This is a genomic window from Streptomyces roseicoloratus (genome assembly GCF_004117935.1).
Lineage (GTDB): Bacteria > Actinomycetota > Actinomycetes > Streptomycetales > Streptomycetaceae > Streptomyces > Streptomyces roseicoloratus.
This window is the reverse complement of record NZ_SDOY01000120.1, coordinates 20,030-37,182: the sequence shown is the minus strand read 5'-3', so window position 1 is coordinate 37,182 and position 17,153 is coordinate 20,030. Positions and strand designations below refer to the sequence as shown.

Sequence of the window (17,153 nt, the reverse complement as noted above, 5' to 3'; positions counted from 1 at the left end):
CCTTACAGGGCGAGGTAGGTGGGGTCGGCCAGGGCGACCAGGGCGCCTGAGCTGTGGGCCTTGACGATGTTGTTGACGGACCGGGTGACGGTGGCGGTCTGGGTGAGGGTGGTGCCGGTGATGGCGGTGACGGTCATCTCCTCGCCGCCGACGCGGATGTTGAAGGGGAAGTCGGCCGGATGCGTCGCGGAGTCGATCCAGCGGGGGCCGGGACTGGAGACGAGCGTCAGTGACGTGTCGTCCGCGTCCACGTCCGCGCCGAGGGTGCAGCCGTCCGTGTCCGCCCGGCCCGGCGCCGCGTCGTCGACCTCGCCGACGGTCCATGGGCCGGCGGGCGAGCACGTCAGCGTGACCGTCCACTCGAGCGTCTTCAGGTCGTCCTCGACGCGCTGCACGATCAGGTCGACCGGGCCGGGCGGCATCCAGTCCGGCGTGCCGGTGATCTGGATGCGGTCGCCGATCTCCAGCGACATGACCTGCGGAATCAGGGCCGGGTACTTGTGCAGCATGATCCGCACCTGCGGATAGCGGGCCTCGTCCCACGAAGCCAGGTGCAGCCGCCACCCGGCATGGACCGGAGTCTGGGCGTCCTGGTAGAGGTTGAGGGAGACGGACTCGTCGTAGACGCCGACCTCGTCCGTCGACAGCGGCCCCTCGTCGAGAGTGGCTGTGGCGTAGCCGCCGCGGTCCCGCCGGACTTCGACGATGTTCCGCAGAGTCAAGTCGTTCTCGGTCGGCTCGAACGGCGGCGCCAGCTGGCCGTAGTCCACGACCAGCTTCGGCGCCTGGTTCTCCAGGGTGGTCCGCGTCCGGTACCTCAGGGCCGACTTCGACGCGTCCTCGTAGAGGATGCCGCCATCGGCGTCGGCCGCATCCTGGAGCACGTCAAGCAGTGCCTCCGGCAGCTGCGGGCCGAGCCGCTCGGACAGCCGGCTGGTGTCCGAGTCGACCAGCGAGATGCTGACCGTGGCCGCCTCCTCGCCCGCGAGACGCGCAATGCGGTCGCGGGCGTTCTCGCCGTTGTATCCGTGGTCCGCCTGCCCGAACGGCTGGTTCGCGAAGCTGGCGGATCCCTGCGGGAACACGGCCACATGCCCGACCCGCAGGTCAGAGATGGTTCCGAACTTGGTATTGATCGACGTCGGGATGCCCACTCCGCCAGCCAGCGACCCGGAGAAGGAGCCCGCGGATCCGCCGATATTCCACCAGGTGACCGTCCACTGCAGGTCCACGCCGGTGGTCTCGATGCGGACCTGTATGCGATTCCAGCCAGAGAAGACATCGGCGCCGATCGCGGCCGCCGAGTTGACGAGCAGGGTGCCGTCGCTGCTGTACCCCTGCAGCGTGCCCACGCCGGAGCGCATGAGGAAGCGCCAGCGGGTCACAGTGCCGCTGCTGGTGAAGGACAGGAACTCGGCGTCGGCGACGGGGGCGGCGGACACCATGTACACCATCTCGACCATCCACTCCAGGGTCGTCGAGGCAGGGGGCGGGATCAGGCCGCGCATCACGGCTCCGGACGCGACAGCCGGCAGGGGTGAGGAGCCGTCGAGGCTGTTGTCCTGCGCGAAAGTGAATCCGCTGACCGTCATCGGGCTTCCGCCGGGCAGGGCGCTCGATGCTGTGGTGGTTGACGTCTCGCCGTCCTCCATCGGCCAGTAGGCGAGCGGGCTGTAGGCGGGGATGCGGCGGCGCAGTGTGGATGAGAGGGGCTTGGTGCCCTGCTTCATGCGGCGCAGGATGCCTGCGGTCTGGATGCGGGTGCGCTGGTCGTGGCCGGAGACGTGCCAGCTGGCTGGCCAGGTGGGCACGGAGTGGGCGACGAGGGTGCGGCGGTCGGTGATGGTGGCGTTCGTGGTGGACCATGTGAGGCCGGTGCTGTCGGTGAAGCTGGTGTCCCCTGGGGTTTGGGTGGAGAAGTCGGGGTTGGCGACGATCGTGCCGTCGATGCCGGTGCGGACCTCGGCGGCGTAGATCCGGCGGGCGACGCGGGGCCAGGTGAGGGTGGAGAGATCGCCGACTTCCAGGGGTGCAGGGGAGTTGATGATGCTGGTGGTGCCGCTGCTGGTCACGACCTGGTCGAGTTGGGTCCATGGCCCGGCGAGTGTGCTCGCGGTGTAGAGGGTGGCTGTGTAGCCGCCTGCGCCGTTGTCGACGTCGAGGGTGGCGCGGAGGGCGCCGCGTTGGCCGGGGCCCCAGCGCAGCGGGTCAGTGCTGATGATCTCCTCGAGGTTGGTGCCATCGGGGAACCAGGAGAAGGCGACTCGGCCGGAGGACAGGACGACGAATCGCCATGACCGGTTGGGGGCGGTGTTGTTGTACTTCCCCATCAGGGTGATGGGGTTGGCCAGGTGCCCGGCCCACATGGCGGCTGACAGGTCGATGCGTACGTCGATGTCGCCGGTGATGTCGAGGGCGGCTGTGTCGGGGGTGGTGGCGCGGCCTGCTACGGCGTCGGGGATGTCGAGGACGGTTTCCCCGGCGTAGGTGGTGATCCGGATGGGGGTGTTGCGGGGCAGGAGCCCGAAGTAGGGGCTGTTGGGGTTGCGGTTGGAGAAGAGGCCGTTGGGTGAGAGGAGGTTGAGGGAGCCGGACCCCGGGTCGACGGCGCGGCCTTCGTCGGACCGGCCGCGCACGAGCTTGATTCCGGCGGGCTGGTCGACGTAGGTGGTGACGTCGGTCCAGGTGCCGTCGATCTGGAGCTCTACGCGGGCGTCGGGGACCGGCACGGGTTCCTCCTGATGTTGTTATCGGCCGAGGGAGACTTGGACGTCGCCGCCGTCGACCTGGACGATGTCGCGGATGACGTCTTTCAGGCCGGGGCCGGTGAGTTGGATGACGATCGGCCGCTGGGCCGCGGCTGCCGTGTTGCCGTACGCGCCCGCCCCGGCGCCCATCGCCATGCCAGGCAGGCCCGTCGTGATACCGGCAAGCTGCCGCTGCAGCGCCGGCACCTGGGAGGCGATGCCGCCCATGAAGCCCTGCATCACGCTGCGGCCAGCCGGGGTGAGCAAGCGGGCGTCGCGCTCGGCAGGACCCTTCCAGTCCGGGATCATGCTCGTGACGGCGCTCAGCTGCGCGCGCAGCGGACCGAGGCTGGACCGGATGCCGGCCATGAAGCCGCCGATGATGCGCTGTCCGGCTCCGTAGAGCAGGTTCCCGATGTCGCCGAGCGCGGCCAGGATCTGGCTGGGAAGGCCCTGGAAGTAGGAGGCGGCGCGGTTGACCGCCTGCAGTACGCCGTCGACGAGGTAGTTGCGGATCTTGTTCACCCGGTCGACTACGGCGACCAGAAGCACGCTCATGATGGTGGTCACGGTGCGCTTGAAGTTTTCCCAGCTGGACAGCGCGTGCCGGACGAAAGCGGTGATCGCCTTCGTTGCCTGCCCGAGGGACTGCACGAAGTCGCTCTCGAAGATCTTCCGCAGCCAGGTGACCACCGGGATGACCACGTTCTGCAGGACCCAGTGCACGGCGCGCAGGGCGATCACGAGGACCTGGAGCAGCGTGGTGGTGAGAAGGATCGCGAAGGGCAGCTGCTCCTCCAGGATCTTCGCGATGTCCACGAGGACCGGGCCGAGCTCCTGGATGACGGGGATGAGCTCGGGGCCGATCTTCTCAATGAACTCCCTGACAACCGGCGCCAGCGCCTCGATGACCGGGGCGAGCTGGCGGAACGCCTCCAGCAGCAGCGGCAGGATCGCATCCACCAGAGTGCCAGCCGTCATCGACAGCTGATTGAGGATCGACTGGAATTCCTTGCTGGCCGTCAGCCGCATGAACGCTGCGCTGATCTTCTCCAGGATGTCGAACAGGCCGCCGCCATCCTGCGTAATGCCGGAGAAGATGTTCCTGACGCCCCTGGCGAAGTTACCGACGACGCGCAGCAGCTGCCCGACCGCCCTGATGGCCTCCTCAATGGCCCGCTGCATCGCACCGGACTCGAACGCCTTCTGCATCTTGTCGGCGAACTTGTCGAACGCTTTCCCTGCCGCGCCTGTCAGCTTCGCGAACGACGGGCCAGCCGCAGCGCCAATCTGAACGAGACCCTGCACGATCTGACCCGGAATCCGGGACAAGTTGAACAGCCCCTGGTTGGCCCAAGAAATGGCCGTGCCGAGTGTCCCGGACTTAGACAGGCCAACAGCGGTGTTGCCGACGTTCTTCGCCATCAGGTTCAGCGCACCAGACGCGTTCACGAGCCCATTGCGGAGAACAGGCAGCGTGGTCTTACCCATGTCCTTCAGGACCCCGTCGAGGCCCTTGAACAGACGCTCCTGAACGTCCTGCTGAAGCCGCTTGAACTCGGGCGCGAGGGCCTTTACCTGCTTCGCGAACGCCTGCGCCGACGGGGACAGCTTCTTCAGCGCCTCGTTGAACTCCTTGGTCTTCGACGGGTCCAGCGCAGCCGTCACCGCGTCCTCAACACCGACCATGCCCAGCTTCAAAGCGACCGCGGCCAGGCGCACTGCGATCAGGCCGGAAACCGCGACCCCCGCAGCTGGCCCGATCTCCGCCACAGCCGCAGCCACGCCGGCGGCTCCCTGCAGCACGCCGCCGAGGGCAGCACTGATCTTGGTGAAGTTGGCCAGGATCTTGCCCAGCCCGACCGCCCCGCCGCCGATCTTCCTCCAGTCGATCCTGCTCCAGGCTCGCTCAACCCGGTCGGCAACCCGCTCCAGCGTGCTGCCCATCCGCCGCGCAGCCGCCTGCACCGCACGCACCCGGCCCCGCAGCGTCCGCGACTGGGCATGCGCCACGCTGTCGAAGACGGTCGTGATCCGGGTGCCCTCACGCTCGGCCTCCGTGAACCCGTCCGCGAGCGCCCGGCCCATCACCTGCGCCTCGTCGACGAACCGGCCGCTGATGTCGCGGAGCCGGCCGTCGACGCCAAGCTGGAAGCCCTCCATACTCAGCTGGGAGCGCGCCAGGTTGCGCTCGAAGTCGGAGCCGTCGGCGCGGATGTAGCCGACGAGGTCGCCGATCGTGAGCGACATCCGGGCCTCCTACAGGGTCAGAGGGACCGCAGAGCGGCCCGGATCAGGTCGGGGTCGTCGACGACGGAGAGCTCGTCACCGGCGACGTGCCGGAACACGGACTCCGGCGAGAGGCCGTTGAGGAGGACCCAGAACCGGCGCCGGCTCAGGCCCGCGATGTCCTGCGGGCCGAGCCGGTACTCGCGCGCGAAGTCGGCTTCGACCGCCCACCAGTGCTCTTCGACTGCCCTCTGCGCTCGGCTCGGTTCTGCGGGGTCTGCGGAAACGCTTTTCCCAGGTCGCCGCTGGTGATCGCCTCGTAGGCCTGCTGAAACGTGATCGCGTTGCCGCTCGCGCGCGCCATGCCCCACGTCAGAATCGTCAGCATGCCGATCTGGCCCACGCCCGCTTCGGTGAGCTGGTCGAAAGTGTCGGGGCCGAACAGGACCGCGACGAGTTCTTCGACGTCCTCCTGCTCGGCGGAATCGGTGAGTTCGGCGAGGCGCTGCTCGAACCCGAACGGCACGTCGGCGGGGACGCGCACCTCGACGCCCTCGATGGTCTCCGTGCGGGCGCCGAAGACCTCGCGCTTGAAGTCGTCCCAGGAGCTGTTCGTCACGCGATCGCCACCGACGTCGACGGGCCGGAACGGGTCACGGTGACGGACCACGACGCCTTGTCGTTGTTGCCGCCGCCGGTGTCGCCGAGCTGGAAGTGGGCGTCGGCCCACACGGTCCAGTCGGTGTCCCCGGGCGCGGCGAAGCGGAAGCCGGTCAGGGAGTCGTTGCCGAGCCGGGCGGCCTGCAGCTCAGCCAGACTCTGGGCAGCGTCGAGGGCGCCGGTGGAAGGGTCCTTCAGCCGGAACCCCTCCAGGGTGATCGACATGCCTTCCTGCATGTTCTGCGACTCGGCGCGCCCGTTGCTGCCGAACGTGGTGGTGTCGGTCGTCTCGTACTCGTACGACAGGGTGAAGGTGTTGATGCCGCCCTCGGTGGACCCGTTCAGGGCCGTGCGGAACTCGGTCCAGGTGCCGGGATTGAGGAAGTCCTCGATCTGGAACCGGCAGTCTCGGGCGTTGTATTTCTGAGCGGGCATGTCTCCTCCGGAGCATGACGAAGGGGCCCGCGCCGGTCGGTGGGCGGGCTGAGCTGGGTGGGGTGAGTCAGGGGCGGTGCAGGCTGGTCTGCCGGATCTCCATGCGGAAGTTGCAGACGTGCTCGTGCCGCTGGTTGTTGTCGACACCCATCGACGCGGGCGCGGCCTGAATGGAGACCGACAAGATCAGGTGGGTGCCGTCCGGCAGAATCACCGGGCCGAGGCCGTGCAGATGGGAACGGATCGCAGCGCACCGGAGGCGCGACACCCGCGGATCCGTCGTGCCGCGCACGCGGACCTGGACGCGCGGCTCGTCGTACGGCAGCAGCGAGTCAGGCTCGGTGCGGTCGTCGTAGATCGTGAGGACGACGGCCTCGTCCGGCTCGGCCGGCATGTGCTCCAGGAAGCAGTCGTCGGTGAGATCGCCACCGCTGGTGTAGGTGACGAGGCCCCGCTCGGCGAGGTAGCGGGCGAGACCGTCGAGGAGATCCGTCTCATCCACGCAGCCACCTCCGCAGCGGCACCGCCATGAGCCGCAGAACGACGTCCCGCTCGCGGTTCATCGGGATCTCCAGGTACTTGGCCATGCGGCCTGGCAGGTGCTTCCAGGTGAGCTCCTCGTGCTGCCGGACGGCGTACACGGTGTCGAAGACCACGGCCCCGTTCAGGCCCTCGCGGACGACCCGCCCGGACCGCTCCAGGGTGCCCTCGTCCAAGGGGACGATCTTCTGAGCCTCGAACAGAACGTGCTCGAGGCCGCGTTGGAGGCCCTCCTCCGCCAGACGGCGACCACGGCCGGTCCACTGGCGGCGGGCGTTGCCGGGGGTGAACCGCGTGTACTGGGGGCTCACAGCAGCTGCACCTCCACATGATCCGGGGTGGGCATGCCGCCGCCGGACCGGTCCAGGACCGCGATGACCGTCGTCCGGCGGCCGGAGGGCAGCGTGACGCGGGAGTCGGCCGGGCAGTCCAGGCCCGGGCGGGCGTAGAACGTGCTGCTCGACACGACCTCGCGGCCAGCCGGGTCCCGCACGGTCCGCGTCTGCTCGTCCACGAAGCACGCCACCGTGACCGCCGGCCCGTACCTGGGGCCCACCGAAGTGCGCCCCAGGTACGGCTCCACCACCACCGAGTGGCCCAGCATGAACGCGGGCAGGGGCGTCAGCACGTCGTCACCGCCCCGACCCACAGGATGTCCGGCGTCAGGTCCGGCGACCGCAGCGCGTCCCACACCGCCGGGGCGATCTGACGCCCCGGCGCCTCGTCCCCGGACGTCGAGGTGACCGAGCGGGACAGCTTGGCCGTGCCGATCTCGACCGTGCCCCAGCCGACCCCGGCCGCGCCCGTCACGTCGCCGACCTGGACGCCCCACTCGACCTGCGCGCAGCAGGCGTTGGCGAAGGCCTCCAGAACGAGCGCGTTCGTGGGCATGCCCGTGGTGGCGTCGGTGTCGTACACACACAGCCGGAACACCTGGCTGTCGAGGAACGCCGAGGCGCGGCGGAGGCGCACGTCGATGTCGGTCGGCGGCGCCTCCCCGGTGTACTCCTGGTACTGCGAGCTGGTGGCGTAGACACGCGCCACAGCCACCACCTCCTTCAGGCGGACGCGCCGACGATGACGATGTCGTACGTGACCGACGTCCCGGAACCGGAGTTGGCGACCTTCAGCAGGTCCTCTGTACCGGCGGCCACCGCCATGCCGGTGGCGTCCGTGCTGCCGGCCATCGCGGCGAACGTGGCGCCCGGGCGGAGCGTCAGGGTTCCGGCCGCGTTGAGGAGGCCCACCCAGTCGTTCGACCCGTTCGCGCCGACGACCACGTTGTTGGTGTTGCCGGAGGCGGCGGAGATCGCGATGAACTTGATCCGGGCGAACGTGATCGCCGCCCCGTACGCGTCGGTGAGGACGCCCGCGAGGTCGAGGGTCTCGTCCGCCGACGCGGCCAGGGTCCGCCGGTCGTGGAAGACGAGGTCCGCCTTCCCTGCTCCCGTGCCGCTCTCGAGGTGGACGCCGCGGACGAAGTCGAGCGGATCCGCCGCGGTGGACAGGTCCAGCGCCTTCGTGCTGCGGACGCTGGCCCGGATCCCGAAGTCCGAGGTCACGGTCATCAGGAGTCACCTCCGTACGCCTCGATCAGGTCCGCCTTGGTCATCCCGTCGGCGTCCTCCGGGTCGGCGCCCTGGGCAGCCGCCCAGCCGACCCACTCCGCCTTCGGAGCGCTCTTGGCCGGCGCCTCCGCGGGCGGAGCGGGCACGCCGGCACCGTCCTGCTCGATGTACGGCGTGCCGTCGGCGTTGACGCGGCGGAGCAGGCCCTTGGTGAGCCGGTCCGCGATGCCATCGGGGAGAGGCAGGTCCATCGCGATGACGGCTCCGCCCTCTCCCCGGATGTGGATCGTCTCGGCCATGTCAGGTGTTCCTCGGCACTCGCAGGACGGTGATCGCGCCGGTCGTCGTCGACGACTCGAAGAGCATCGAGCCGTCGGACTGCAGGAACCGGCCGGACTCGAACGGGCCGATGAGCTCGGCCGTGCCGAACGCGACCGTCACGGCCAGGTCGCCCTGTCCGGCAGCGATCGCCGGCGGCATGTCGCCCGCCTTCACGGTGAAGGTCAGGTTGGTGTCGTCGTCGGTGTTCGTGACCCGAAGGACGGTCAGCTCCGGCTTGGCGCCGGCGAGCTGCATGTTGTTCGTCGGCGCCGCGACCAGCGACGTGCCCGCGGGCTGCGTCAGGTTGCTGTTCGGGACGAGCGGCGAGTAGGTGAGCTGGGTGGTTGCCATCGAGGGCCTCCGATCAGGACAGGACGGCGGTGGCGTAAGCCAGCGAGTCGGGGCGGATGAGCTTGGCGCCGTACAGCGCCAGACCCTTGACGGCGTCCGAGAACGAGCTCTCGGGGCGGTAGGCCTCGGTCTTGTTGATCTGCTCCGCGAAGCTGATGGCCGAGTTCACGCCCGCGGTGATGATGTAGTTGTTCGACGTCGGCACGGGCACGTTGTTCGAGGTGAGGATGTCGAACCCGGCCGCGCGGGCGACCATGCCGTTGCGCAGGCCCTGCTCGGTGCCGGACTCGTTGACCTTCACGAACCGCGGGTCGCGGAGCATGACTCCCTCCAGCCAGGGCGGCAGCACACAGTAGCGGCCCTGCTTGGGGACGTTGGCCTCGTCGAGCTTGACCTTCAGCGGGATGAGGATGTCGTTGTACGCCTTGGCGGCCTCGGCATCCCACGACGTGGGGTTCGTGGTGTCGATGGTGACCGAGGAGACGACGTTGGCGGCCTGGACGCCGGTGTACAGGCCGGCGACGTACTGGTCGACGACGTCGGCCAGCCCGTAGGCGGCCTCGGACATCGCCTGCGGCATGACGTCGCCCTTCGCCTGCCGGGCGTCGACGTCGTCGACCTTGAAGGCGAAGTACTTGCACTGGTCGACGACCAGGGTGCGCTGCGCGTCGGTCAGCTCTTCGGGGGTGATGACCGTCGAGTTCGGCACGTAGTCGCCGATCGTCGGCCGGGAGATCGACGTGATGCGGACGATGTCGCCCGCCTCGCTGATCTCGCCCTCGTAGTTGCGGTTGACGATGCCGGGGCCTGCGTAGACGAGCGACTTGCGCCATGCGACGAGCAGGCGCGCGCTCCAGATCTCCGGCCGGAAGCGGGTGATGGCCACGGGGGCCTCCTTCTGGGGTCAGCCGCCCAGCAGGTTCCGCAGCAGGCCCTTGTCCTGGGCCTCCACGATCTGCTCGGGCGTCATTCGTGAGAGGTCGTCCTCGGTGAGCTGCCGAGGTTCGTTGCCGCCTCCACCAGAGAGGTCAGCGCCACCGCGCGCCGGTCCAGCCGGAGCAGCGGAGAGGGTGGGGTTGGCGGTGAGGGCCGCCTTGGCCGCGGCCACCAGGGCTGCGGAGTCGGTGGGGTCGATGTCCTTGATCGATTCGAGGAAGGACACGGAGTCGCGGAGCGCGGAGGGGTTGGCGCCGTGCTCGGACGCGGTCTCGTAGAGGGCGGCGCGCAGGAGCGCTTCACGGCGCTCGGACTGCGCGGCGGTGAGGGAGGCCTGGAGCTGCTCGGCGTCGGGCTTGTCGCCGAGCTTGATGCCGGCGGCCTTCAGCTGGTCCATGAGGCCGGTGAAGCGGGCCTCCTGTGCCTGCTCGGACTCGCGGAGCTTGGTGCGCCACTGCGCGGCTTCCTTGCGCAGGCCGTCGACGTACGCGGCGTCGTACATGCGCGGCTGCTGCCCGTCGCTGGTCGGCTGCGGTGCCGGGTCAGCGGCGGCCGGCGCGGCGGGCGCCTGGGCGGATCCGGAGGCGGCGCCGTCCCCTCCGTCGGCATAGAAGACCGGGGAGAAAGGGGCGCGGCCGTAGGGGTGGGCCCAGCCGGGCGTGTGGGCGCGGGGAAGCGTGCGGGTCTGCATGGGTGCCCTCCTGGGGCGTGAGAGGCCCGCACCTGGCGGGCCGGTGGTCAGCGCGCGGCGCCGATCTGCTCGCGCGCGGGCTTGCGGCGAAGGTGCGGATGCGCGGCCACGTGCTCGCGCTGCGCGGCCTGCCACTTGCGGACGTACGACCCGGCGCGGCGCCGCGCCTTGTCGTCCATCGCGGCCGCCTGCACGCGCTTCCAGCGGCGGATGTGGCGTTCGATCTGCCGCTGCCGCTGCGTGTCCGCGTACGTCGTGCCCGGCGTCGCATGGTGCGGAGGCCGCGTCGTCACCCCGGGCAGATAGGCACCCAGGGAGTGCCGGCAGTTCGGGTGGAAGAGGCCCGCGGCGCGCGCCTCCACGAGGCTCCCGGCGGCGTGGACGACGACCGTCTCCGGCGGACGGACCGCAGCGCGCAGGCCGGTTGGCTGGATCGCGTGCTCCAGGCGCACGGTGTGCGGCCCGGTCTCCGGGCCGAGGGTGAGGATCTCGCCCTCCCACGGCCGGCACAGCGGGCACTCCAGCGGCGCATCCGACACGATCACGTAGCCGACACGGATCTCGGCGAGGGCATCGACGTGCCCGTCGATCGCCGCGCGCGCCGTCACGCTACGCACCGCCATCTCCGCGTACGAGGCCATGTCCCAGCGCCGTCCGGCCGAGTCGACGAACCCGGTCACCCCTGCGGCGGCGAACTCGTCGAGCGCCCTCTGGGACGCCTGCCGCCGGGTCATGCCCGTCAGCAGCTGCGTGCCGGAGACGCGGGCCACGATCCGCTGGTAGATGTCGACGATGGCCCGGGTGATCCGGGTGTACAGCGGGCGGGTGTCCTCCGCCAGCGACGCGGCGAGCCGATCGACCGCGGAGGCGTTCGGCACCGTGTCGCGGGCGACGAGTTCCCGGCCTATGTCGAGGGCCCCCAGCTCGGCCACAGCTGCCTGCCTGCCCCGGTTATAGGCGGTCACCAGGGCGTGCCGTACGGCCCCGTCGGTGTCGGTCTGGAGCGCCTCGGCGACAGCCTCGACGGCCACGCGAAGGTTGCCGATGGCCGCCAGCTTCAGCTCGGCCCACCGCGGGGACTCGATGTCGGCCTCCAGGGCCTGCGCAAGCAGCTCCAGAAGGGCGCCCTCGGCGTCGCGGTAGAGGGCGCCTACCTCACGGGCGAGATCCTCCGCCATCGCTGGGGAAACCGGCATCGGACGGGCCCTCCGCTCCGGTCAGGGTCGGATCGGCGACCAGCTGGCCGGTCTCCTCGAGGATCCGGTCGACCTCCGCCTTCACGTCCGCGTCGTCCCAGTCCGGATGCTGCATTCGCACGAGCGTGTCGCGGGATGCGGCCTCGGCCCGGTTCAGGAGCTCGACGGTCTCGGCGAGAGTCTTCGGGTCCTCGCTGATGGAGTCGCCGAACTCGATCGTCGGCTGCTCCACCGTGACGCCCGACCCGAACACTGCCTTGTCGACCGCGAGGAGGGTCTCGATGGCCTGCGCGAGCGCCGGCCGCCAGTACACGATCTTCCGGTTGCGGGTGGTGAAGCTCTGCCGCTCCCGGGCCACGACCTCCGTCGCGGTGGCCGCGGCCTGCCCCTGCTCGCCGAAAGTCTGCGATGAGTAGCCGGCGCCGCGCAGGATCTGCTCCACGAGGTTCTGCGCCGTGTCGCGGTGCTCGGCAACCCGGATCTCGAACTGCACCGCCTCGATCGTGGCGGCGTCGCCCGAACGAGGCAGCATGTTGAGGGTGGAGTAGATGCGCCGGTCGGGGTCCCAGCTTGCGCCCTTGCCGGGCCCGTTGGACTCCAGGTAGGCGCTCGGGACGATGACACGGCCCTTGCCGAGCTCCACGTCCCGCATCCACGACGAGTACACCTCGTCGAGCGCGTCGAGAAGCGGCTCCGCGCCGGCGATGTCCGGGCGGCCGAGGTGCGCAGCGGCGGGGTTGCCGCGCCACAACCGATTCGGGCGCATGTTCGGCACGTACACGGCGGTGAGCTGCTTGATGCCGGTCGGAATGGCGTCCCCTGCCGGGCCGAGCGCGCGCGCGATGCCCGCGGTGGCCGGGTGCTCGGTGAGCGGCACCCGGACGCCGAGGTCGTCGCGGCTGCCCTCGTAGAGGCCGTGGAGGATGAACCCGGGCTCGTGGCGCTCCAGGTGGCGCACGACACGGTCGCCGTCGGCCTCCAGGACCCGCCAGAACGTGACCGCGGCAAGGCGGCCCCACTGCCATTCGGGGACGGCGTTGCTGGCCGGGTGGGCGTCGAGCCACGGGGCGTCGTAGGCCTCCCTGTCCCAGACGACGCGGAGGTACACCCCGCCCAGCGCTGCCGCGAGTTCGGCGGCCTCCAGGAGGGTGCTGTGCAGGCCGTCGTCGACGAGGTAACCCAGCCGGCTGGCGGTGGTGGTGTCGTCGCTCTTGACTGTCGGCGGCTCCGAGAACAGCAGCGCCGAGGAGGTGGTGGCGATGTCGGAGGCGAGCGGCACGTGCAGCTTGGCGCGCTGCTCTCCTGAGGGCGTGGGCTGGGACCAGAACCACCGCTGCAGGGTGCGGCCGACGGCTGCTCGCCAACCTCCGTGCTCGGAGGAGAAGAACCCGGTGCCGCCGGGGTCGCTGCCGACCTGGCCGCCGTAGACGGCTGAGAGGGCGTTGGGGTCGCCGCAGTACCAGGCGTCCCACACGGTCAGCTTGTCGCGGACCGGGTCGAGCGCGGCCGGCGGCCACTGCTGGTTGCCGGAGGGCAGGGGCATCAGGCGCGCTCCCTTTCCATCAGCAGGTTGGCGATGGCCAGCCATGAGCAGGCGAGTTGGTCGAGGCGCTCCATGAGCGCCAGGTTGGTCTCCGTTTCGGCTGCCCGGAGCAGTCGCACGGCGCTCTGCAGAGCCTCTTCGACGGTCATGCGGCCACCTCCAGGGTTGGGATGTGCGGCCGCCACAGGGCCTCGGTCGTGCGCACCCCGTACCTGAGGGCGTCGCAGGAGTGGTCTTCGAGCTTGATCGGCTTGTCCTCGCCCTTCTCCGCGGCCTCGTCGTCCCACGAGTAGCCGGGCAGTTCGTCGATGAGGCCGGTGGCGGAGGCGTGGATGAACAGCCGTTCGGAGGCGAGCAGGTTGGCGACGCCGCGGATGCCGTCGAGGACGGAGTTGTCGGCGGGGGTGACGCCGGTGACGCCGTCGCGGTGGAGCTGCTCGATGAACGAGGCGGCGGACGGGTCGACGACGGTCCATTCCGGGCGTACGCCGAGGACGTTCCCGGCTTGGGGCTGCGGGACGGACGCGAGCCAGCGGCGGCGGGCGGCGGAGTACTCGGAGTCGGTGAGCTGCCGGCGGGCGGTCCGGGAGTCGTGCCTGTACTCCGACACCACGTACAGCCCGGCGCGGCCCTGGTTGTCGCGGCCGAGGCCGAGCAGCAAGTCGGCGAACGGGTTGACGGTGCCGTAGTCGATCGCGTCGCACAGCCAGCGTTCGATGTGCGGGAGTTCACGGACGACGTGCCGCTCGGCGTCGAACATCTCGTAGATCGCGCCCTCGGACTGCACCCAGTGGCCGAGGATGAACCGCCGGTACCACAGGCCCACGTACTCGGCCTTCAGCGCGGCGACGTACGCCGGGTCGAGCGAGGGGTTGTCGTCGAGGGTGAACTGCCAGTGTCTGAGGTCGAGGTGGCCGGCGCGGTTGATGAACTCCTTGCGGAGCCAGTGCCCAGGGTTGTCGGGGTTGGTGGTAGCGAAGAGGCGTGCCCCAGGGACGCTCAGGCGGCCGAGGAGCTGGTTCCAGAACCCGCGGGGGACGAGGGTGGCCTCGTCGACGTAAGCGAGGCACGCGGTGAGGCCGCGGAGCCTGCCTTCGGCACGGGAGTCGGCGGCGCCGATCAGGTGGATGGTGCGGCCGAGGATGACCGCGGTGGTGGCGCCGCGGGTGTGCTGCACGAGCCGGGCGACGGGGCCGAACAGTACTTCGTCCTGAAGGGGGTCGAGGACGTTGCGCTCGATGGTCTGCAGCGAGCGCCCGACGATCACGATCAGGCCGGATGAGGGGGCGCTCGCGATCGCGATCAGGAAGGCGATCAGGCTCGCGATCGTTTTCCCGGAGCGGATCGCGCCGTGCCACAAGTTGATGCGGGCGGTGGAGTGGGCGATCGATCGGATCTGCTTGGCGGACAGAGGGAGGGAGTCGAGCATCAGCCCTCCCCGGTGTCGTCCTCCACGGGGCCGGCCGCCTGACGGAAGGCATCGGACAGGTTGAGGAGCAGCGAAGTGGCCCCGGCGACGCCCGGGTCGCCTTCGAGCGCTTCGAGGCGGGACGTGGCGGTGATCGCGGTGCTGATGCCGGTGATCAGGGCGCGCCGGTCTTGTGCGGGGAGGCGCTCGGTGGCGAAGTGCACGGCCTTGCCGGCGGACACCTCGACGAGGTCGTAGGTGTCGGGCTTCTTCAGGTAGGCGAGGTCGGCCTCGATGACGTCGTAGAGCTGCTCCATGATGCGGGCGCGGCGGGCGCGGGCGTCGATGACCTTGGCCTCGGTCGCAGCGGCGGTGGCGGTGCGATCGAAGGTGAGGCCCATCTGGTCGGCCTGCGCGCTGATGGTGCGGGCGCTGCGCCCGACGCGGCGAGAGATCTCGTTGCGGCCGTGGCCTTCGGCGTGGAGCCGGCGGATCTCGGCGCGTTCCTCGTCGGTGACGGGGGTGTTGTAGTTGTCCACGCGGTACTGATTCGTCACCAGGCACCTCCGATCAGGCCGGTTCGGGGCCGATGTTCTCCAGGCGGAGCCGCCACGGGTACAGGGTGTGGGCGTAGACCTTGCCGGCGTTCGTGCCTTGGTGGGCGAGCGCCACGGTGACCTGCCCGGCGTTGAGGTGGCCGGCTTCGACGGTGAAGAACTCGGCGGTCGTGTAGCCCTTGAACGCGGTCGACGGGTACATGGTCGGGTTGCCCTCGCCGAGCGGCGTGGTCGTGCCGGACGCCGCGTAGGTGCCGAGGGCGCCCGCGCTGGTGAGCATGTTCCAGTCGAGGAAGTGCGCACCGTCGTACATGAACAGGCCCAGGGCGCGGATCCGGTCGCCGACGGCGGCTGTGATCGAGCACTTCAGCTGGGTGCCGGCCGATGTCTGAACGATGGTCCAGGAGGCGACGTTGGGGAGGCCGGACAGGTCGTCGTCGGTGATGCGGACGCTCGCCGTGCGGATTGTGCTGCTACCGCCGCCCTCGCTGAACCGGGGGTCATCGCCCGCCGCGACGGTGCCGGCGGTGGTGCCGACGTCGAGGGTGGCCGCGTCGCCGAGGCCGAGGTTGGTGCGGGCGGTCGCGGCGCTGGCCAGGTCGGACAGGTTGGCGCTCTTGGCCGCGAACTCGCCGGTGGCCCACGTGCGGTCGCCGTGCGGGTCACTGGCCGCGGCGTGTTCGGCGACGGCGCCCTCGGGCTCGGCGTCCACGTCCGCGTAGGTGAGGACGACCACGCCGGTCTTGCCGTTCACGGATGCCACCGCGCCGCTGCCGGCCGATCCGCCGTCGGGGGCGGGGACCTCGATCAGGGTGGAGATGTCGACGGTGCCGGTGCCCGCGACGTACGCCCAGAAAGCTCGCTTGGGGGCGCCGGTGGGTTCGATGCTGATGAGCCACCGCCAGCCGGATGGACCGATGCCTGCGGCGTCGTTGGGGACGATCGTGGCGGAGAACGCGCCGTCGACGATGGGCTTCTCTCCGCCGCCGAGGTAGATGGCGTCGCGGGTGGTGTCGACGAGGTACGACGAGGGCGTGAGGACGATCTTCCCGTCGTATCCGGTGCCTTCGACGGGGCAGGGCAGGGTGCCGGTGAGGGTGATGGTGGGGGTGCCGTCGGGGAAGGGCATGGGCACCTCCTGGTGGTGGGCCGCCGCCCGGTCGCCGACGTCGCAGGGCCCCATGGACCCTGGAGGCTCTCTACGCCCCATCGCCGGACGGCGGAGTCATGAAGAAGGCCCCGACACGGGGGAGGGTCGGGGCCTGGCGCTTGTTTCCGGGCACGCCGGAGACGGCTTCAATGTAGACGAGACGTCTCGTCCATCGCAACCCTGGCCGCGCGCACGTCAGAACTTTCCGTTGGTGATGAGCTGGCCGTCCTCGCCGTACACCGTCACGAGCCCGTTCTTCGAGTGCTTCCAGTCCGCGAACGCGGCAGCGATCAGCTTCGCCTTCCCAGCGTCGTCGCTCATCAGGCCACCCTTGAAGTCGGTGTAGATGTCGGCGGTGTCCAGGATGTTGTTCTGGTCGTCCGCGCCCGTGACCTTGACGACGTGCTTGATCGCGCCCTTCTCCGCGTCGGTACCGGACTTCGCCACGAACGCCTTGAACTCGTCAGCCTGGCTCTGCGCGGGAGCTGCGGTGGCCGGCGCCTTCGTGGACGGCTTTGCCGCGGGCGCAGCGGCGGTGCTGCGTTCCGGGCTGCTCTTGTCGCTGCTGGCGTGGGTGTCGTCGCTTACGATCGCGCCGATGACCCCGATGATGATGAACAGGCCGAAGAGCGAGCCGAGGACGATCGCGACGATCGCGCCTGCGCCCATGCCCTTCTTCGGCGGGCGGGGAGGCCCGTACGGTGCGCCGGGGTACGGCTGGCCGGGGGACGGGCTCCACTGCTGGTTGGGGCTGGGCTGTTGGGGCGGGTAGGGCTGCTGCGTCACGGTGTCCTCGCTGTGGTCTTGGTGTGGCGGAGTCG

Annotated in this window: 20 protein-coding genes; all 20 read right to left on the bottom strand. The window is 70.1% G+C overall.

Annotated elements, in window-relative coordinates; genetic code table 11:
* Nucleotides 1-2: 2 nt before the first annotated feature.
* The 20 genes from ESG85_RS17710 to ESG85_RS17620 all read right to left on the bottom strand — a co-directional run bounded on the left by ESG85_RS17710 (nt 3) and on the right by ESG85_RS17620 (nt 17,118).
* A complete protein-coding gene (locus ESG85_RS17710; RefSeq protein WP_128977287.1) occupies nt 3-2,729 on the bottom strand; it encodes a hypothetical protein in 2,727 nt (908 codons plus the stop codon).
* 18 nt (nt 2,730-2,747) lie between these two features.
* A complete protein-coding gene (locus ESG85_RS17705; protein ID WP_128977286.1) occupies nt 2,748-4,997 on the bottom strand; it encodes a phage tail protein in 2,250 nt (749 codons plus the stop codon).
* A 145-nt stretch (nt 4,998-5,142) separates the two neighbouring features.
* Nucleotides 5,143-5,595, bottom strand: coding sequence for a hypothetical protein (locus ESG85_RS17700; RefSeq protein WP_128977285.1), 453 nt, complete (start codon nt 5,593-5,595; stop codon nt 5,143-5,145).
* Nucleotides 5,592-6,071, bottom strand: coding sequence for a phage tail tube protein (locus ESG85_RS17695; RefSeq protein WP_128977284.1), 480 nt, complete (start codon nt 6,069-6,071; stop codon nt 5,592-5,594). The genes ESG85_RS17700 and ESG85_RS17695 overlap by 4 nt, the downstream gene beginning before the upstream one ends.
* A gap of 67 nt (nt 6,072-6,138) precedes the next feature.
* Nucleotides 6,139-6,573 (bottom strand): minor capsid protein, encoded by a 435-nt coding sequence (locus ESG85_RS17690; protein ID WP_128977283.1) that lies wholly within the window; start codon nt 6,571-6,573, stop codon nt 6,139-6,141.
* Nucleotides 6,566-6,922 carry a minor capsid protein gene (locus ESG85_RS17685; RefSeq protein WP_246094870.1) on the bottom strand — a complete coding sequence of 119 codons (357 nt, stop codon included), beginning with the start codon at nt 6,920-6,922 and terminating at the stop codon, nt 6,566-6,568. The genes ESG85_RS17690 and ESG85_RS17685 overlap by 8 nt, the downstream gene beginning before the upstream one ends.
* Entirely contained in the window at nt 6,919-7,239 is a 321-nt protein-coding gene (locus ESG85_RS17680; protein WP_246094869.1) for a hypothetical protein, read from the bottom strand. Before ESG85_RS17680 ends, ESG85_RS17685 begins: the two co-directional genes overlap by 4 nt.
* Nucleotides 7,233-7,655, bottom strand: coding sequence for a hypothetical protein (locus tag ESG85_RS17675; protein ID WP_128977282.1), 423 nt, complete (start codon nt 7,653-7,655; stop codon nt 7,233-7,235). Before ESG85_RS17675 ends, ESG85_RS17680 begins: the two co-directional genes overlap by 7 nt.
* Before the next feature lie 14 nt (nt 7,656-7,669).
* Nucleotides 7,670-8,179 carry a hypothetical protein gene (locus ESG85_RS17670; RefSeq protein ID WP_128977281.1) on the bottom strand — a complete coding sequence of 170 codons (510 nt, stop codon included), beginning with the start codon at nt 8,177-8,179 and terminating at the stop codon, nt 7,670-7,672.
* Nucleotides 8,179-8,478: a hypothetical protein gene (locus ESG85_RS17665; RefSeq protein ID WP_128977280.1), complete on the bottom strand. Its 300-nt coding sequence runs from the start codon at nt 8,476-8,478 to the stop codon at nt 8,179-8,181. The genes ESG85_RS17670 and ESG85_RS17665 overlap by 1 nt, the downstream gene beginning before the upstream one ends.
* Nucleotide 8,479: 1 nt before the next feature.
* Nucleotides 8,480-8,851 carry a hypothetical protein gene (locus ESG85_RS17660; RefSeq protein WP_128977279.1) on the bottom strand — a complete coding sequence of 124 codons (372 nt, stop codon included), beginning with the start codon at nt 8,849-8,851 and terminating at the stop codon, nt 8,480-8,482.
* 13 nt (nt 8,852-8,864) lie between these two features.
* Entirely contained in the window at nt 8,865-9,737 is an 873-nt protein-coding gene (locus ESG85_RS17655; RefSeq protein ID WP_128977278.1) for a phage major capsid protein, read from the bottom strand.
* Nucleotides 9,738-9,755: 18 nt separating this feature from the next.
* A complete protein-coding gene (locus ESG85_RS17650; RefSeq protein WP_128977277.1) occupies nt 9,756-10,478 on the bottom strand; it encodes a hypothetical protein in 723 nt (240 codons plus the stop codon).
* 47 nt (nt 10,479-10,525) lie between these two features.
* Complete coding sequence (locus tag ESG85_RS17645) at nt 10,526-11,674, bottom strand: phage minor capsid protein (RefSeq protein ID WP_128977276.1); 1,149 nt, start codon at nt 11,672-11,674, stop codon at nt 10,526-10,528.
* Nucleotides 11,634-13,217, bottom strand: a complete 1,584-nt coding sequence (locus ESG85_RS17640) for a phage portal protein (protein WP_128977275.1) — start codon at nt 13,215-13,217, stop codon at nt 11,634-11,636. Before ESG85_RS17640 ends, ESG85_RS17645 begins: the two co-directional genes overlap by 41 nt.
* The gene (locus ESG85_RS35020) at nt 13,217-13,366 is read right to left on the bottom strand and encodes a hypothetical protein (RefSeq protein ID WP_164986186.1); all 150 of its coding nucleotides are present in this window, start codon (nt 13,364-13,366) and stop codon (nt 13,217-13,219) included. The genes ESG85_RS17640 and ESG85_RS35020 overlap by 1 nt, the downstream gene beginning before the upstream one ends.
* Nucleotides 13,363-14,646 carry a PBSX family phage terminase large subunit gene (locus tag ESG85_RS17635; RefSeq protein WP_128977274.1) on the bottom strand — a complete coding sequence of 428 codons (1,284 nt, stop codon included), beginning with the start codon at nt 14,644-14,646 and terminating at the stop codon, nt 13,363-13,365. The genes ESG85_RS35020 and ESG85_RS17635 overlap by 4 nt, the downstream gene beginning before the upstream one ends.
* Nucleotides 14,646-15,182 carry a helix-turn-helix domain-containing protein gene (locus ESG85_RS17630; RefSeq protein WP_219825167.1) on the bottom strand — a complete coding sequence of 179 codons (537 nt, stop codon included), beginning with the start codon at nt 15,180-15,182 and terminating at the stop codon, nt 14,646-14,648. Before ESG85_RS17630 ends, ESG85_RS17635 begins: the two co-directional genes overlap by 1 nt.
* Before the next feature lie 13 nt (nt 15,183-15,195).
* Nucleotides 15,196-16,311, bottom strand: a complete 1,116-nt coding sequence (locus ESG85_RS35320; protein ID WP_181018986.1) for a hypothetical protein — start codon at nt 16,309-16,311, stop codon at nt 15,196-15,198.
* A gap of 216 nt (nt 16,312-16,527) precedes the next feature.
* Nucleotides 16,528-17,118: a hypothetical protein gene (locus ESG85_RS17620; RefSeq protein ID WP_246094868.1), complete on the bottom strand. Its 591-nt coding sequence runs from the start codon at nt 17,116-17,118 to the stop codon at nt 16,528-16,530.
* Between the last annotated feature and the right edge of the window lie 35 nt (nt 17,119-17,153).

Coding starts and splice junctions, on each gene's coding strand:
- ESG85_RS17635 (WP_128977274.1), bottom strand. CDS start 14,646: ATGCTCGACTCCCTCCCTCTGTCCGCCAAGCAGATCCGATCGATCGCC.
- ESG85_RS17650 (WP_128977277.1), bottom strand. CDS start 10,478: ATGCAGACCCGCACGCTTCCCCGCGCCCACACGCCCGGCTGGGCCCAC.
- ESG85_RS17705 (WP_128977286.1), bottom strand. CDS start 4,997: ATGTCGCTCACGATCGGCGACCTCGTCGGCTACATCCGCGCCGACGGC.
- ESG85_RS17695 (WP_128977284.1), bottom strand. CDS start 6,071: ATGCCCGCTCAGAAATACAACGCCCGAGACTGCCGGTTCCAGATCGAG.
- ESG85_RS17660 (WP_128977279.1), bottom strand. CDS start 8,851: ATGGCAACCACCCAGCTCACCTACTCGCCGCTCGTCCCGAACAGCAAC.
- ESG85_RS17645 (WP_128977276.1), bottom strand. CDS start 11,674: ATGCCGGTTTCCCCAGCGATGGCGGAGGATCTCGCCCGTGAGGTAGGC.
- ESG85_RS17665 (WP_128977280.1), bottom strand. CDS start 8,478: ATGGCCGAGACGATCCACATCCGGGGAGAGGGCGGAGCCGTCATCGCG.
- ESG85_RS17670 (WP_128977281.1), bottom strand. CDS start 8,179: ATGACCGTGACCTCGGACTTCGGGATCCGGGCCAGCGTCCGCAGCACG.
- ESG85_RS17640 (WP_128977275.1), bottom strand. CDS start 13,217: ATGCCCCTGCCCTCCGGCAACCAGCAGTGGCCGCCGGCCGCGCTCGAC.
- ESG85_RS35320 (WP_181018986.1), bottom strand. CDS start 16,311: ATGCCCTTCCCCGACGGCACCCCCACCATCACCCTCACCGGCACCCTG.
- ESG85_RS35020 (WP_164986186.1), bottom strand. CDS start 13,366: ATGACCGTCGAAGAGGCTCTGCAGAGCGCCGTGCGACTGCTCCGGGCA.